The 14,428-nt window shown below is 66.2% G+C and carries 10 protein-coding genes; 5 read left to right on the top strand and 5 right to left on the bottom strand.

The window, feature by feature from the left end; genetic code table 11:
- The first annotated feature begins 21 nt into the window (after positions 1-21).
- The 3 genes from L1O02_RS17175 to L1O02_RS17165 all read left to right on the top strand — a co-directional run bounded on the left by L1O02_RS17175 (position 22) and on the right by L1O02_RS17165 (position 4,757).
- A complete protein-coding gene (locus tag L1O02_RS17175; RefSeq protein WP_108543393.1) occupies positions 22-1,011 on the top strand; it encodes an SMI1/KNR4 family protein in 990 nt (329 codons plus the stop codon).
- On the top strand, positions 1,008-1,967 hold the full coding sequence (gene nudK / locus L1O02_RS17170; RefSeq protein WP_060839025.1) for a GDP-mannose pyrophosphatase NudK: 960 nt from the start codon (positions 1,008-1,010) through the stop codon (positions 1,965-1,967). The genes L1O02_RS17175 and nudK overlap by 4 nt, the downstream gene beginning before the upstream one ends.
- 219 nt (positions 1,968-2,186) lie before the next feature.
- Complete coding sequence (locus L1O02_RS17165; RefSeq protein ID WP_060843424.1) at positions 2,187-4,757, top strand: EAL domain-containing protein; 2,571 nt, start codon at positions 2,187-2,189, stop codon at positions 4,755-4,757.
- A 43-nt stretch (positions 4,758-4,800) separates the two neighbouring features.
- Here the strand turns inward: L1O02_RS17165 and L1O02_RS17160 are convergent, their stop codons facing one another.
- From L1O02_RS17160 to L1O02_RS17145, 4 genes are read right to left on the bottom strand one after another with little or no spacing between them, the layout of a single operon-like run.
- Positions 4,801-6,219, bottom strand: a complete 1,419-nt coding sequence (locus L1O02_RS17160) for an ATP-binding protein (protein WP_060839027.1) — start codon at positions 6,217-6,219, stop codon at positions 4,801-4,803.
- Positions 6,207-8,021 carry a DAHL domain-containing protein gene (locus L1O02_RS17155; protein WP_108543395.1) on the bottom strand — a complete coding sequence of 605 codons (1,815 nt, stop codon included), beginning with the start codon at positions 8,019-8,021 and terminating at the stop codon, positions 6,207-6,209. The genes L1O02_RS17160 and L1O02_RS17155 overlap by 13 nt, the downstream gene beginning before the upstream one ends.
- Positions 8,018-9,004, bottom strand: coding sequence for a cytochrome c peroxidase (locus tag L1O02_RS17150; protein WP_060839029.1), 987 nt, complete (start codon positions 9,002-9,004; stop codon positions 8,018-8,020). Before L1O02_RS17150 ends, L1O02_RS17155 begins: the two co-directional genes overlap by 4 nt.
- Positions 9,001-10,917: an EAL domain-containing protein gene (locus L1O02_RS17145; protein WP_108543397.1), complete on the bottom strand. Its 1,917-nt coding sequence runs from the start codon at positions 10,915-10,917 to the stop codon at positions 9,001-9,003. Before L1O02_RS17145 ends, L1O02_RS17150 begins: the two co-directional genes overlap by 4 nt.
- 199 nt (positions 10,918-11,116) lie before the next feature.
- On the opposite strand from L1O02_RS17145, the gene L1O02_RS17140 reads away from it, so the two are divergent.
- Both L1O02_RS17140 and L1O02_RS17135 read left to right on the top strand, forming a co-directional pair.
- Positions 11,117-12,472: an HD domain-containing phosphohydrolase gene (locus tag L1O02_RS17140; RefSeq protein WP_060839031.1), complete on the top strand. Its 1,356-nt coding sequence runs from the start codon at positions 11,117-11,119 to the stop codon at positions 12,470-12,472.
- A gap of 180 nt (positions 12,473-12,652) precedes the next feature.
- The gene (locus L1O02_RS17135) at positions 12,653-13,309 is read left to right on the top strand and encodes a ribonuclease T2 (RefSeq protein WP_060839032.1); all 657 of its coding nucleotides are present in this window, start codon (positions 12,653-12,655) and stop codon (positions 13,307-13,309) included.
- Between the two features lie 199 nt (positions 13,310-13,508).
- Here the strand turns inward: L1O02_RS17135 and dapA are convergent, their stop codons facing one another.
- Positions 13,509-14,372, bottom strand: a complete 864-nt coding sequence (gene dapA, locus L1O02_RS17130; RefSeq protein WP_108543399.1) for a 4-hydroxy-tetrahydrodipicolinate synthase — start codon at positions 14,370-14,372, stop codon at positions 13,509-13,511.
- Between the last annotated feature and the right edge of the window lie 56 nt (positions 14,373-14,428).

The following is a 14,428-nucleotide window of genomic DNA, read 5'->3' as shown; positions in this document are numbered from 1 at the left end:
CAACCGCAACGGATGCATCGGATGAGCAACTTCCCCCACGATATCGACCTGGACGCGTTCTGGGACCACGACAGCAGCCGCAAGATCAACCAGCCACCGGCGAGCGCCGCCCTGATCGCCGAGCTGCAAGCCCAGCTGGGCTATCGGCTGCCGCCGTCCTATGTGGCGTTCATGCAGCGTTACAACGGTGGCTACCCGCACCTGTGCTGTTGCCCCACGGAGCAGGGCACCTCCTGGGCCGAGGACCACTGCGCGATCGACAGTTTCCTGAGCATCGGTCGCGACAGCCGCTACTCCCTGGGCGGCGACCTGGGCAGCCGCTTCATGATCGAGGAGTGGGGCTACCCGGACCTGGGGGTGTACATCTGCAATTGCCCCTCCGCCGGGCATGACATGATCGCGCTGGACTACCGCGAGTGCGGCCCCGAGGGTGAACCCCGGGTGGTGCACGTGGACCAGGAGGGCGACTACGAGGTGACTGTCCTGGCGCCGAACTTCGAGGCCTTTGTCCGCAGTCTGGTGTCCTGGGAGGTGTATGACACCTCCGAGCAGGATTACCTCGACGACCTGGACACGGTCGCCAGCGCGCCGTTCTCGCCACTGCTGCAGGAGCTGCTTGAACACTGCCCGCACGTGCCTGACCTGGGGCCGCTGATCCGCCAGATCGCCCTGCGCATCGTCCAGGACAAACGCTACTTTGCGTTGCACGCCGACCCGCTGTCGTACCTGCTGTACGACCTGCAGTTCTGGCTGTACCAGAACCGCTACCCGGTCCCCAGCCAAGAGGCCTACCTGGAGGTCTATCAGGACATGATCGCCTTCGCCAAGGGCTTCAGCACCGGCGGCTACGCCCCGGATTTCATCCGCGACTGGTTCCGCGCGCGGCTGGCGGACGGTCATCTGCACCAGGTGGCGGGCGGGTTCGCCCTGACCCCGGCCTACCGCGTGCAGTTGCTGGAACAATTGTCGGGGTTTCGCCCCGCCGGCCCACACACTCAGGAGCAGCCATGAGCGAGGAAACCATCCGCATCACCGCCGAGAAGACCCTCTCCGACAACTGGTACGTGCTGAAGAAATACAGCTTCGAACTGCGCCGCCGCGACGGCAGCTGGCAGGCCCAGGAGCGTGAGGTCTACGACCGCGGCAATGGTGCGACGATCCTGCTGTACAACCTGGAACGGCGCACGGTGCTGCTGACCCGGCAGTTCCGCATGCCGGCCTTCGTCAACGACCACAGCGGTTACCTGATCGAGACGGCCGCCGGGCTGCTGGACAACGCCAGCCCGGAAGTGCGCATCCGCCAGGAAGCGCAAGAGGAAACCGGTTGCCGGGTGGGCGAGGTGCAGAAGGTCTTCGACGCGTTCATGAGTCCGGGCTCGGTGACCGAACGGGTGCATTTCTTCATCGGCCATTACCAGGCCGAAGACCGCATCGATGAGGGCGGCGGGCTGGAGCACGAAGGCGAGGACATCGAAGTCCTGGAGCTGGATATCGACCAGGCCCTGGACATGATCAAGAGCGGCGAGATCGCCGACGGCAAGACCATCATGCTCCTGCAGTACCTGCAGTTGCATGTGCTCAAGCCTCGCAGCCTGACGGTGCTGGTGGCCGGCCCCTACCGTTCCGGCACCGGTGACGATCCGCTGTTGCTGGCGCGCAATGTCGAGGCCATGGAGCAGTGCGCCGCCCAGGTGCTGGAGGCCGGGCATTTCCCGCTCTTGGGGGAGTGGGTGGCCTTGCCCATGACCCGTCTGGCCGGGTCCCGGGCGGTGGGCGATGAGGTCTACAACCAGCGCTTCCACGCCTATGCCGAGCGCCTGCTGCAGCGCTGTGACGCGCTGCTGCGCATCGGCGGTGCCTCGGCCGGCTGCGACGCCATGGTGCAGATCGCCCAGAGGCTGGGCCTGAGCATCTATCACCAGGTGCAGCAGCTGCCCAAAGTGACTCCCCGCCCAGGCCGGGACTGACCCCGGTCGCCTCTGGTCGGACGCCGCCGGCCCGTTGCCCGGTCGCCGGCGTCCTGCCCTGACCCCATCGCCATGGCTGCACGGCTTTCGCCCCCGGCGTTTCTTCAGGCCCGGGGGGGAAATACTGTCTATCGTCTAATAGGCAAGCAGGAGCTTCATCTCGGGCCGCGTGAGCTTGGAGCACACCGGTCGGTTTTTCGCTATGGCGCTTGGAGCACTATGGAAAACCTAGGTCTTGATCTGACGCCGGTGCGCAGCATCTCGAATCAGGCGCTGGCCCGCGCCACCTTGCTCGGATGCTCGGGATTGCTGTTGGCGCTGTTCCTCTTCACCGGCGTGTTGCTGGTGTACATCGCCCTCGACCAGAACCTGGCTGCCGAGCAGCACAACCGCCTGGAAATCGAAAAGGCCCTGCAATCGCTGAAAAACCATGCCCGTAGCACCGTCAAGGACTATGCGCAGTGGGGCGATGCCTATCAGCACCTGCACCTGAAGGTCGATCCGGACTGGGCCTACACCCGGCACAACTTCGGTTCGTCCCTGTACCGCGACCTGGGTTTTGACGGGGTGTTCGTCATCGACCCGGCCGATCGCACGGCCTACGCGATGGTGTCCGGTCGCCTGGAGGCGATGGAGGCCCGGGACTGGTTCGGCGATGCGCTGCAACCCTGGCTGGCGCAGGTGCGCCAGGCGCCCGATGGCAAGGTCTTCAGCCGTTATCACGCGATCGGCGGGACACCGGCGCTGGTGTTCACCAGCGTGCTGAGCCCGGGCAACGATCCGCAAGTGCCGGTCGATGACGGCCCGCAGTCGGTGCTGGTGTTCGTGGTGTGGCTGGACCCGAGCCGTTTGCTGGTGCTGGGCCGTGAGGCGGGCATCGAGCGCTTGCAGCGGGTCGACGCCGGGGCGCCGAGCCCGCAGCCGACCCTGAGCCTGCCCGACGGTGCCGGAACCCTGCACTGGCAGCCGACGCGACCGGGGCACCAGTTGCTGGTGCTGGTGATCCCGCTGTTGCTGCTGGCCGGACTGCTGGTGGGCCTGATGGCGATCCTGCTGCTGCGGCGCTCTGCGGTGGCGGCGCGGCTCATCGATGATCAGGTCCAGGCCCTGCGCAGCAGTCGGGGCGCGCTGGAGGCCAGCGAGGAGCGTTTTCGCGATGTTGCCGAAGCGGCTTCCGACTGGATCTGGGAAGTGGATCCGCAGTTGCGCTTCACCTACCTGTCCGAGCGCTTCGAGGCGGTTACCGGCCTGTCCCGGGAGGCGGCCCTGGGGCGGCCGATGCATGAGCTGCTGAGCGCCGAGCAGGGATCGCTGCGCCACTGGCTGAGCGCCTCGCAGCGGCGTTCCCAGAGCCTGCTGCAATGCGCCTACCTGGACGGTCAGCGCCGTCCGCGGATCTGCCGCCTCTCGGTACGGGCCATGGACGGCGGCGGTTACCGTGGCACCGCCAGCGATATCACCGAGGAGGTCGCGGCCCGGCGGCGCATCGAATACCTGTCCCAGCACGATGCACTCACCGGCCTGGCCAATCGCATGCGCATGCGCGAATACCTTGAAGATCGGCTGTCGGCCCCGCGGGTGCTGCGCGAGCCGCTGTTGATGCTCAGCGTCGACCTCGACCGCTTCAAGCCGGTGAACGATCTGCTGGGGCATGCCGCCGGCGACCAGGTGCTGCACGAGGTGTCCCAGCGCCTGTCCCACTGCCTGCGCAGCGAGGACCTGGTGGCCCGGGTCGGTGGCGACGAATTCGTGCTGGTGGTGCCCGGGCAGATGGCCCAGTCGGAAATCGACGGCCTGTGCCGGCGCTTGATCCAGCGTATCGAGGAGCCGTTCTACATTGGCGAGCATGAAGTCTTCATCAGCGCCAGCATCGGAGTCGCCCGGGCCCCGGCCGATGCCAGCCAGGCCGAAGAACTGCTGCGCTTTGCCGACATGGCCCTGTACGAGGCCAAGGCGGCGGGACGCAGCACCTGGCGTTTCTACGCCGCCGACATGAATGCGCGGATCATCGAGCGCCGCGGCCTGGAGCGCGACCTGCGTCACGCCATCGACCAGGACCAGTTGAGCCTGCAGTTCCTGCCGCGCTATCGGCTGGGCGACGGCCAATGGCAGGGCGCCGAGGTGCTGGTGCGCTGGCAGCACCCGCAGCGCGGGCTGCTGGGGCCCGAGGTGTTCATGCCCATCGCCGAGGACACCGGACTGATCCTGCCGCTGAGCAACTGGGTGCTGCAGGCGGCCTGCCGCGCGGCCCGGGCCTGGCCCGAACACCTGCAGCTGGCTGTGCATCTGTCGGCCTGCGAGTTCCAGCGCGGCCAGCTGGTGGCCAGGATCCGCTCGGTGCTCGCTCAGAGCGGGCTGGCTCCCTCGCGTCTGCTGCTGGAGGTGGCCGACAAGGCGCTGCTGGACGACGGGCGCCCGGTGCAGGACATCATGGGCGGGCTCAAGGCCCTCGGGGTGCAGCTGGTGCTGGACGATTTCGGCAGCGGCTGTTCGGCGTTGCAGGACCTGCGGACCTATCCCCTGGACGGCCTGAAGATCGACAGCGGTCTGGTGGCCGGTCTGGGTCGCAGTCCGGCCGGCCGTTCGATCGTCCAGGCGATCGTCGACCTGGGGCATGCCCTGAGCCTGAAAGTGCTGGCCGAAGGGGTGGATACCCCGGAGCAGTTTGCCGCGTTGCGGGACATTCGCTGCGATGAGGTTCAGGGGCGGTACCTGAGCCCGCCCCTGGATGGCGACGCCCTGTTGCACCTCTGCGCCCAGGCGCCCCGGGCCGGAAGCTCGATGAGCTGAGGGCAAGGGTTGCGGGTGTTTGGCCGGGGAGGGGCGCGGTGCTTCAGTGCGCTTGCTCGGTCGCTGTCCGGGGCGCCTGGCGGATCGGCAGCTCCACGCGAAAGGTGCTGCCGACCCCCGGTTGGCTGCGGACGCTGATCTGCCCGCCGTGCTTCTTGACGATCCCGTAGGACAGCGACAGGCCCAGGCCGGTGCCCTTGCCCACCGGCTTGGTGGTGAAGAAGGGGTCGAAAATCTTCTGCAGGTGCTGTGCATCGATGCCGCAGCCGGTGTCGCTCACCTCCAGCCAGACATGCTCGCCGTCCACCCCGTTGCGCAGGGTGATGGTGCCGCGTTCCGGCCCGATGGCCTGGGCGGCGTTGACCACCAGGTTCATCACCACCTGATTGAGCTGGGAGGGCAGGCACTCGATCTGCGGCAGCTCGTGGTAGTCCTTGACCAGGTCGGCCTTGTACTTGATCTCGTTGGCGACGATGTTCAGGGTCGAGTCGATGCCCTGTTGCAGGTCCGCCAGTTGCCATTGCTGATCGCTGTCGACCCGGGAGAAGTTCTTCAGGTCCTTGACGATCTGCTCGACCCGGCCGATGCCTTCCTTGGATTCCTTGATCAAGAGCGGGATGTCCTCCTGGAGAAAGTCCAGGTCGATGCTTTCGCGCAGGCTTTGCAGGTGCTCGCGCACTTGCGGTGCGGTGATGGCTTCTTCGCTCTGGCGGTAGGCGCTGAGCATCTGGCCGATCTGTTGCAGGTAGCCGGCCAGGCTGCCGAGGTTGGAGGCGACGAAGCCGATGGGGTTGTTGATCTCGTGGGCCACGCCCGCGGCCAGTTGCCCGAGGGAGGCGAGCTTTTCCGACTGCACCAGCTGGTTCTCCAGTTGCTTGCGCTCGTCGATCTCCTGTTGCAGGGCGGTTCCGGCACGTTCCAGGTCCGCGGTACGCCGGGCCACCAGGTTCTCCAGGTGATGCATCTGCAGCAGGGCACGGGCGGTCATCTCCCACTTGCTGGTGAGGGTGCTGGCCATCTGCTGGACTTCGATATTGTCGAAGGGCTTCTTCAGGATCAGCAGGCGGTTGTGGCCCTGCAGACGCTCCAGCAGGTCTTCCCAGGAATAGTCGGAGTAGGCGGTGCACACCACCACCTGCAGGCGCGGGTCCTCTTGCCACAGCCGTTCGATGGTCTGCACCCCGTCCCAGCCCTGGGGCATGCGCATGTCGACGAACGCCAGGGCATAGGGGCGCTGCTGCGCCAGGGCCTGGGTGACCTTGTTCAGGCCTTCCTCGCCGCCGTAGGCCGAGTCCAGTTCGAAGGGCTGCTGGCGGGTGCGGGTCGGGGCGCCGAACAACTGCGCCTCCAGATCGTCGAGGCCGGCGTCCTGGCTCTGCGGCATGAGGATCTTGCGAAAGTCTTCGTGGATCGCGGGGGTGTCGTCGATCAGCAGAATCCGGCGGTTGATCAGTGAGTCCATGTGGGGTTCTCGGCGTCGATCAGCGGGATGTCAAGAGTGAAGGTGGCGCCCAGTCCCGGCCCGTCGCTGTGCACGCTGAGCTGGCCGTCCATCTCCATGGCGGCCAGGGCGCAACTGTGCAGGCCGAAGCCGTGGCCCTCCTTGCGGGTGGTGAAGCCGTGGGCAAAGATCCGCGTGAGGTTTTCGGCGGCGATGCCTTCGCCCTGGTCCTGAACCTGGATGCGCAGGGTCCGGCCCTCCAGCACCCGGGCGCGAATGGTCAGGGTGCGGGACTGCTCGTCGAGGTCGGACATGGCGTATTTGGCATTGCTGATCAGGTTGATCAGGATCAGCAGCATGCGGTGCTTGTCGCCCATCACCGCGGGCACTTCGACGTAGTCCTTGACCACCGTGACCTGGTGCCGGACCAGGGCCCCGGCGTTCATGCGCAGGGCGTCGTCGATCAGTTCGTTGACCCGCAGGGGTTCGATCAGCCGTGAGGCGCCGGCATAGGACTGCTGGGTGGCGACGATCTCCTTGATGTGATCGATACTGCGCCCGAGCTGGGCCAGCTCGTCGCTCATGCCCTGTTGCTCGCTGGCGATGGCCGCGACCAGTTGGTTGAGGTAGCCGGGGAGCAGCTTGCCCTTTTCGTCTTCAGTGAAGAACTGCCCCAGGTTGTCCTGGTGCTGGTTGATCAGTTGCATCGCCTTGCCCAGGCCCTGAGCCTTGCTGGAGCGCAGGGTACGGCTCAGCAGTTCGCTGGAGATGTTCACGCTGTTGAGCACGTTGCCGACGTTGTGCAGCACATTGGTGGCGATTTCCGCCATGCCCGCCTGGCGCGCGGCGTGCAGCAGTTCGCTCTGGGCTTCCTTGAGCTCGTGGGTGCGTTCCTCGACCCGTTGCTCCAGGTGTTCGTTGGCGCTCTGCAGGGCGGTGTTGACCCGGCGGATCACCCCGTAGCTGCGCACCAGATGGATCACCAGATAGAGGATCAACAGCACCAGCAGCGTCGAAAACAGCAGCAGGTACTGATGGGCCTTCTGGTCCTGCAGGTCGGCCTGGAGCTGGTCGCGGTTGAGCAGGGCGTTGATCTCGTCCAGGCGCTGGGCCACCGGGATCGAGGTGATTTTCTCCAGCAGTTGGTTGACCACTGGCTGTTCGCGTAGGATCACCGAGACGTGGTTGCTGAGGATGGCCACCGGTTCGTGCATGGCCTCGGGCAGGCGCTCCTTGTTCACCTCCAGCTTGTTCAGCCCCACCAGAATGTCGGCGGCCTTGTCGTCGCTGGATACCTGGGCGAACTCCAGGCTGCTGAGCAGCAGGTCGTAGGTGTCGATGGCGATGCTCTGCTGCGACAGGCGCTGGCTGTCATCCAGCCCGGCCAGGCGGCTCTGGATGTCGTCCTCGGCGGTGGGCAGGAAGGCCAGGGAGTTGCGCAGCACCGAGTTGTGGGACTTGAAGCGCTCCACCAGGTCGGCCTTTTCCTTGAACGCGGCGAGGAAGGCCTGATGACTGGCCTGCCACGCCTCGGGGTCGATGTGCTCCTGCTGCGACACCTGATCGAAGCGACTCCACAGCTGATTGATCTGCTGCACCGGCAGCACCAGTGGATCGTAGTCATGGGTGATGGCGATGCGGGCCTTGAGCACCTCGGTTTCCCACTGGGCATTCAGTTGCTTGATGTGACCGATCAGGTCCCGGGACAGGGTGTAGTTCGCCGTCTGGCCGATGACCGTCTTCACGTAGAGGAACGCCAGCGCCAGGACCAGGCCCAGGATCAGCAGGGTGAACAGGGTGACGGGCAGGCGGGGCAGCTTCATAGGGGCTTGTCCTGCCATTGCCCGGTCAGGGTCTTGAGAAACTTGACGATCAGGCCGGTGTCCTGGGGGCTTGGGGTCCGGCCCAGCTGGTACTTGAACATCACCTCGACCGCCTGTTCCAGGGTCTGCGCCGAGCCATCGTGGAAGTAGGGCCCGGTGACCGCCACATTGCGCAGGCTCGGCACCTTGAAGACGTTGCGGTCCTGCTCGTCGCCGGTGATCAGGAAGCGGCCCAGGTCGGCCTGGGTGGGGTTGCCCCGGGCGGCGAAGTAGTCGCCCATCACGCCGAATTTCTGCAGCATGTTGCCGCCGATGTTGACCCCTTGATGACAGGCGATGCAGCCGTAGTCCTTGAAGCGCTGGTAGCCGTATTTCTCGTCCAGGCTGAGGATCTCGGTGTTGCCTTGCAGGTACTGGTCGAAGCGCGAGCCGCTGCTGAGCAGGGTGCGTTCGTAGCTGGCCAGGGCGTCCTGCACGTTGGCCGCGGTCAGCGCATCCGGGTACAGCTCGGCGAAGCGCTGGCGGTAGTCGGGGTCGTCACTCAGGGTGCGGAGCAGGTCGGGCCAGTTGTTGCCCATCTCGATCGGGCTTTGCACCACCTGGTCGATCTGCGCTTCGAGGCTGTCGGCGCGGGCGTCCCAGAACTGCCGAAAGTTCAGCGCGGCGTTGAATACGCTGGGAGCGTTGACCAGGGTCGGTTGGCCCTTGATGCCCAGGGACTTGGCCTGAGTGTCGGCGCCGCCGTGGTCCAGCCGGTGACAGCTGGCGCAGGAGCGGCTGTGGTCCTGGGACAGGCGCGGCTCGTTGAACAGCCGGCGCCCCAGTTCCACCCGCCCCGGGTCGAGGTCGGGGGCCGCGGGCAGGGGTTTGAGCGGTTCGTCCAGGGGCGCCGGGACGGCGGGCAGGGCGATGCCGAGCAGCAACCAGAGCGCCACGCCCAGGTGGCGCCGCCGCGGCCGGCCCGCAGGTGCTGCGCGGTTCATGGCTGGCCCTGCCCGGCGGGTGCGGCCCGCCCTTGCAGGAACCGGGCGAAGTCTGCCGCCGGCAGGGCCTTGCTGAAGTAGTAGCCCTGGCCTTCCTCACAGCCTTGCTGGGTCAGGAAGGCCAGCTGCTGCGCCGTCTCCACCCCTTCGGCAATCACGTTCAGGTTGAGGTTGCGCCCCAGCTGGATGATGGCGCTGACCAGGGTCGCATCCTTGGGGTCGTGGCTCAGGCCGTGGACGAAGGACTGGTCGATCTTCAGCACGTCCAGCGGAAACTTGCGCAGGTAGCTGAGGCTGGAGTAACCGGTGCCGAAGTCGTCCACCGCCAGGCGCACCCCCAGGGTCTTGATGGCCAGCAGGGTGACCAGGGTCGCCTCGACGTTCTGCATCAGCACCCCTTCGGTGATTTCCAGCTCCAGCAGGGTCGGGTCCAGGCCGCTGTCCTGCAGAGCGCTCTGCAACTGGGCGAGCAACTGCGGCTGGCGGAAATCGCTGGGCGACAGGTTGACCGACAGGCGGATCGGTGCGAGCCCGGCCTGTTGCCAGGCGCGGGACTGGCGGGTGGCCTCGCCCAGCACCCACCGACTGACGGCGTTGATCAGGCCGCTGTCCTCGGCCACCGGGATGAACTGGGCCGGGCTGACCCAGCCCCGTTGCGGGCTGAACCAGCGGATCAGCGCTTCGGCCCCGACCACCTGGCCCGAGGCCAGGTGGATTTTTGGCTGGTAGTGCAAAACAAACTCCCGATGCTCCAGGGCCTGGCGAATGCCCGACTCCAGGTGTTGCTGTTCCCGGGCCCGATGGGTCATGTCCTCGGTAAAGAAACCGTAGCGGCCCGGTGCCTGGTCCTTGCTGTTGCGCATGGCCATCTCGGCCTTCTTGATCAGGGTCAGGGCGTCCTGGCCATCCTCGGGATACAGGCTGATCCCCAGGCTGGCGGTGACCTGCAGTTCGTGCCCGGCGATGTCGTGCACCTGGTTCACCGTGGCCAGGAGTTTTTGCGCGACGCTGCGCACCTGGGGCGGCGGCTGCTGGTCATGCACCAGCACCACGAACTCGTCGGAGCCGTAGCGGAAGACCGAGTCCGACTCGCGCATGCTTTGCTGCAGGCCCTGGGCGATACGCTTGAGCAGTTCATCGCCGGCCGGGTAGCCCAGGGCCTGGTTGATCCGCTTGAAACGGTCCAGGCCCAGGAACAGCACCGCCAGCTGTTGCCCATAGCGCCGGGCCCGGGCCATGGCCTGGCTCAGGCGGTCGCCCAGCAGGGTGCTGGAGGGCAGCCCGGTGAGCGCATCGTAGTGCAGCAGGTGCGAGACCTTGAGCAGTTCGGCGACCCGCTCCTCGATGGTCCGCTGCAGGTCGTCGAGCTTGTTCCGTGCGTCCTGGGCCATCTGCCATTTCCAGGTCAGGGCGCTGGCCATCTGGCGGATTTCCAGGCTGTCGAAGGGTTTTTTCAGAATCAGCAGGCGATCGCCGAAGTCCAGGCGCTCGGCCAGGGCCTCCCAGGAGTAGTCGGAGTAGGCGGTGCACAGGGCGATCTGCAGCTCGGGGTCGGCCAGCCACAGCTGTTCGATGGTTTGCAGGCCGTCCCAGCCCGGCGGCATGCGCATGTCGATGAAGGCCATGGCATAAGGCGTGCCCTGGGCCAGTGCCGCCTCGACCTTGGCCAGGGCTTCGCGGCCCTGGAATGCCGAGTCCAGGCTGAAGGTCGGCGCGGGGCCAGGCGCCGCTTGACCGAACAGTTGCTCCTCAAGCGGCCCCAGGTCCGGTGCCTGCCGCGGGGCGAGAATCTTGTAGAAGTCTTCGTGGATCTCCGGGCTGTCATCGACGATCAGCACTCGCCGATTGACCCGCGCAGAGGGCGGGCCCGGAGTGTCTTGCGCTGTTGTCTGCGGGTCGCAGCCAGTATCCATAGACCGTCCCTAGTGCCCTGAGCCTGCGTTCAACGCTGTGAGCATAGTCACTGTGTTCTGGACCTGCGGAGGTTTTTTTAACGTCGGGCCAGAGCGCAAAAGCAAAATATGACTAGGATTGCCAAGGCAATCGAGCAACTGGCCGGTGGCCTGTCAGGGGTGTCCGGCCAATCCAAGGGATCACCGGGAGATGCATCACATGGAAGAGCCGCAGTCCGTCGAACCTGGCCGGCGTCCCTGCCTGTTGCTGGTGGATGACGAAGAATCGATTCTCAACAGCCTGCGGCGCCTGCTGCGCGGCCAACCTTATGACGTGCTACTGGCCGACAGCGGCGCCAGGGCCCTGGAGATGCTCGCCGAGCGTCCGGTTGACCTGGTGATGAGCGACGCGCGCATGCCCAACATGGACGGCGCCACCTTGCTGGCCCGGGTGCGCGAGAGCTATCCGGGCACCCGGCGCATTCTGCTGACCGGCTACGCCGACGTGAGCACCATCATCAAGGCGGTCAACCAGGGGCAGATCCACCAGTACCTGAGCAAACCCTGGAATGACGAAGAACTGCTGCTGATCCTGCGTCAGGGGCTGGAGCACCAGCAGGCCGAACGTGAACTCAAGCGCCTGCAGCAACTGGTGCTGGAGCAGAACCGCCAGCTCAAGGCCAGCAATGCCGGGCTGGAACAGCGGGTGGCGTCACGCACCGCGGAGCTGCAGCAGACCGCCGACATGCTGGACCTGGCCTATGAGGAGCTCAAGCACAGTTACGTCACCGCCACCGAGGTGTTCTCGCTGCTGGCCAACCTGCGCCTGCCGGCGGACAAGCAGACCAACCGCAAGATCATCGAGCTGGTGCGCGCCTGCTGCACAGCCCATGGCCTGGACGAGAGCGCCAGCCGCGACCTGGCCATGGCCGCCGCCCTGTACAACATCGGCAAGCTGAGCTGGAGCGATGCCATGCTGGTCGCCCCCGCGGACCTGTTGCGCCATACCGAACAGGAGCGCTACCGGGCCTATCCCGAGCAGAGCGAGTCGGTGCTGATGGCCCTGGAGCCGATGCAGGACGCGGCACGCCTGATCCTGCATCACCAGGAACGCTGGGACGGCAGCGGTTTTCCCCGGCACCTCAAGGGCGAGGCGATTCCCTGGGGCTCGCGCCTGCTCAAGCTGGCGGTGGATTTCATCGAGTTGCAGTGCGGGCTGATCCTGGAGCGCCACATGAACAGCGACGAAGCCCTGCTGTTCATTCGCAAGTACGCCGGTCGCCTGTACGACCCCAATCTGGTGGAAAGCTTCGTCCAGGTCTGCGCGGCCTATCTGAGTGACGTGACCGTCGATGATCCAAGCGTCAGGGTCTTGGGCACCCGGGAGTTGCAGGCCGGGATGGTCCTGCGTCGCAACCTCAATGCCGACAATGGCATGTTGCTGCTCAATGCCGGCAAGGTGCTCAGCGAGCCGCTGGTGCACAAGCTGATCGCCTTCGAGGCCATGGAAGGGGCCCGCTACAGCGTCTTTGTCAGCGTGCCCGAGCAGGTCGCGGCACTGGATGTTGGTCACTGATCGCGCCTGAGCGCCTGCCTGTTGTATTGTCGCCGCCGCGCCTGGCCGGCTTTGCCGGGACAGGCGCGGCGCATGTCATGTTCCTGCAACCCCGGCATGCCAAGAAGGTGGAGCGGTGTGCCGGCGGCTCCACCCCGATGGCGGGGCCAGGACGATTCGATTCCACAAGGAGAGGTCACGATGAGAAAGTTTTTTGCCCTGATGGCGGCCCTGGTGCTGACCCTGGGGCTGGTGGGCATCAGCGACGCACGTCAGCCCAAACAGCAGCGGGACTCGGTGGCGGGGACCTTCGACTACTACCTGCTGACCCTGTCCTGGTCGCCGACCTTCTGCCTGATGCACCCGGAAAACGAGCAATGCTCGGGCAAGGGCTACGGCCTGGTCCTCCACGGCCTGTGGCCGCAGTACGCCAAGGGCGGCTGGCCCGAATCCTGTCCACCCCTGACCCCGTTGACCCCGCAAGAGCGGGCCAAGGGCCTGACCCTGTTTCCCACCGCCAAGCTGATGAACCATGAGTGGACCAAGCACGGCACCTGCAGCGGCCTGGGGGGCATGGGTTACCTGGACGCGGCGGACAGGGCCCTGGGCTCGGTCAAGATTCCCGAGGTCCTGCAGCCTTCGACCACGGTGCGCTACTTGCCTGCCACTGAAATTGCCCGGCAGTTGCGCCAGAGCAACCCGGGCATCGGGGAAAACGGCGTGGCCATTCTCTGCAGCGGTCCCGAGCTGTCCGAGGTGCGCGTGTGCTTGACCCGGGACCTGGAGTTCGGCCCGTGCGGCAAAGGGGTGAAGACCCAGTGTCGGGCCGGCGACATCCGCATCCCGCCGATCCGCTGAGAGCGCCCGCGCGCCGCAGCGATCGGCGTTTGCGGGCATCGGGATTGCCGCGCCACTGTGCCCCCCCGCCTCTGTAGGAGCCGGCTTGCCGGCGAAGAGGCCCTCGCACCTTGCATCGGGCTTGAGGACGCTTTCGCTGGCAAGCCAGCTCCTACGGGCCGCAGGCACGGCAATGCCGATGATCCGTAGGGCAAGCCCTTCAGGGCAGGCCGGCCAGCAGGTGTTGCAGGTGGGCGGCGGTGGCAGCGCTGCAATCCTGCATCGGGGCCCGCAGGTGTGGCTCGATCAGACCCTGATGGGCCAGCAGGGCCTTCACCGGCGCCGGGTTGGGTTCGGCGAACAGCGCCTGGATCAAGGGCACCAGTTGCCGGAAGCTGGCCCTGGCCGCATTCAGCTGCTGGTCCATGACCTGGCGCTGCAACTGCACGAACAACTCCGGACGAATGTGCGCCGCCGCCGCAATGGCGCCGCTGGCCCCCAGGCACAGGGCATTGAACAGTTGCAGGTCCTCGCCGCACAGCACCTCTACCGCGCCGCTGGCCAGCAGCGCCAGGGTCTTGTCCAGGTTGCCGCCACAGTCCTTGACGGCGGCGATCCGCGGATGGCGCACGATGTTGAGCAGGGTGTCCTTGTCCAGGTTGACCCCGGTGCGGTAGGGAATGTCGTAGACGATCAGCGGCACGCTGGAGGCATCGGCGACGCTGTGGAAGAAGCTTTCCAGGGCCGCCTGGGAGGGGCGGATGTAATAGGGCGCGGGCACCAGCAGGGCCGCCACCGGGCGCTTGAGGATTTCCTGCTGCAGGCTCAGCAGCGATTTCAGGTTGTTGCCCGCCAGGCCCATGATGACGCGCCCGGCGGGGGCCTGTTCGAGCACGGCGTCGAGCACCGCCAGTTGCTCGTCCTTGTCCAGGGCCGCGGCCTCGCCGGTGGTGCCGCAGACCACCAGCCCGGCCACGCCGCTTTCCAGCAGATGGGCGCTGAGCCGGCGCAGGGCGGCAAAGTCGATGGCGCCATTGTGAAAGGGCGTGACGATGGGGACCCAGATTCCTTGAAACGATGACATGCGTGTTCTCCTGAAGGTTGACCGTCGGGTCGTCGTCAGAAGAGTAGAAGGGCGGT

This window comes from Pseudomonas sp. BC42 (genome assembly GCF_021560055.1).
GTDB lineage: Bacteria > Pseudomonadota > Gammaproteobacteria > Pseudomonadales > Pseudomonadaceae > Aquipseudomonas.
This window is presented reverse-complemented; position numbering and strand designations above follow the sequence as displayed.

Excerpts from the sequence above, each read along its gene's own strand:
- L1O02_RS17175 (WP_108543393.1), top strand. The coding sequence starts at position 22 with ATGAGCAACTTCCCCCACGATATCGACCTGGACGCGTTCTGGGACCAC.
- nudK (WP_060839025.1), top strand. The coding sequence starts at position 1,008 with ATGAGCGAGGAAACCATCCGCATCACCGCCGAGAAGACCCTCTCCGAC.
- L1O02_RS17165 (WP_060843424.1), top strand. The coding sequence starts at position 2,187 with ATGGAAAACCTAGGTCTTGATCTGACGCCGGTGCGCAGCATCTCGAAT.
- L1O02_RS17160 (WP_060839027.1), bottom strand. The coding sequence starts at position 6,219 with ATGGACTCACTGATCAACCGCCGGATTCTGCTGATCGACGACACCCCC.
- L1O02_RS17155 (WP_108543395.1), bottom strand. The coding sequence starts at position 8,021 with ATGAAGCTGCCCCGCCTGCCCGTCACCCTGTTCACCCTGCTGATCCTG.
- L1O02_RS17150 (WP_060839029.1), bottom strand. The coding sequence starts at position 9,004 with ATGAACCGCGCAGCACCTGCGGGCCGGCCGCGGCGGCGCCACCTGGGC.
- L1O02_RS17145 (WP_108543397.1), bottom strand. The coding sequence starts at position 10,917 with ATGGATACTGGCTGCGACCCGCAGACAACAGCGCAAGACACTCCGGGC.
- L1O02_RS17140 (WP_060839031.1), top strand. The coding sequence starts at position 11,117 with ATGGAAGAGCCGCAGTCCGTCGAACCTGGCCGGCGTCCCTGCCTGTTG.
- L1O02_RS17135 (WP_060839032.1), top strand. The coding sequence starts at position 12,653 with ATGAGAAAGTTTTTTGCCCTGATGGCGGCCCTGGTGCTGACCCTGGGG.
- dapA (WP_108543399.1), bottom strand. The coding sequence starts at position 14,372 with ATGTCATCGTTTCAAGGAATCTGGGTCCCCATCGTCACGCCCTTTCAC.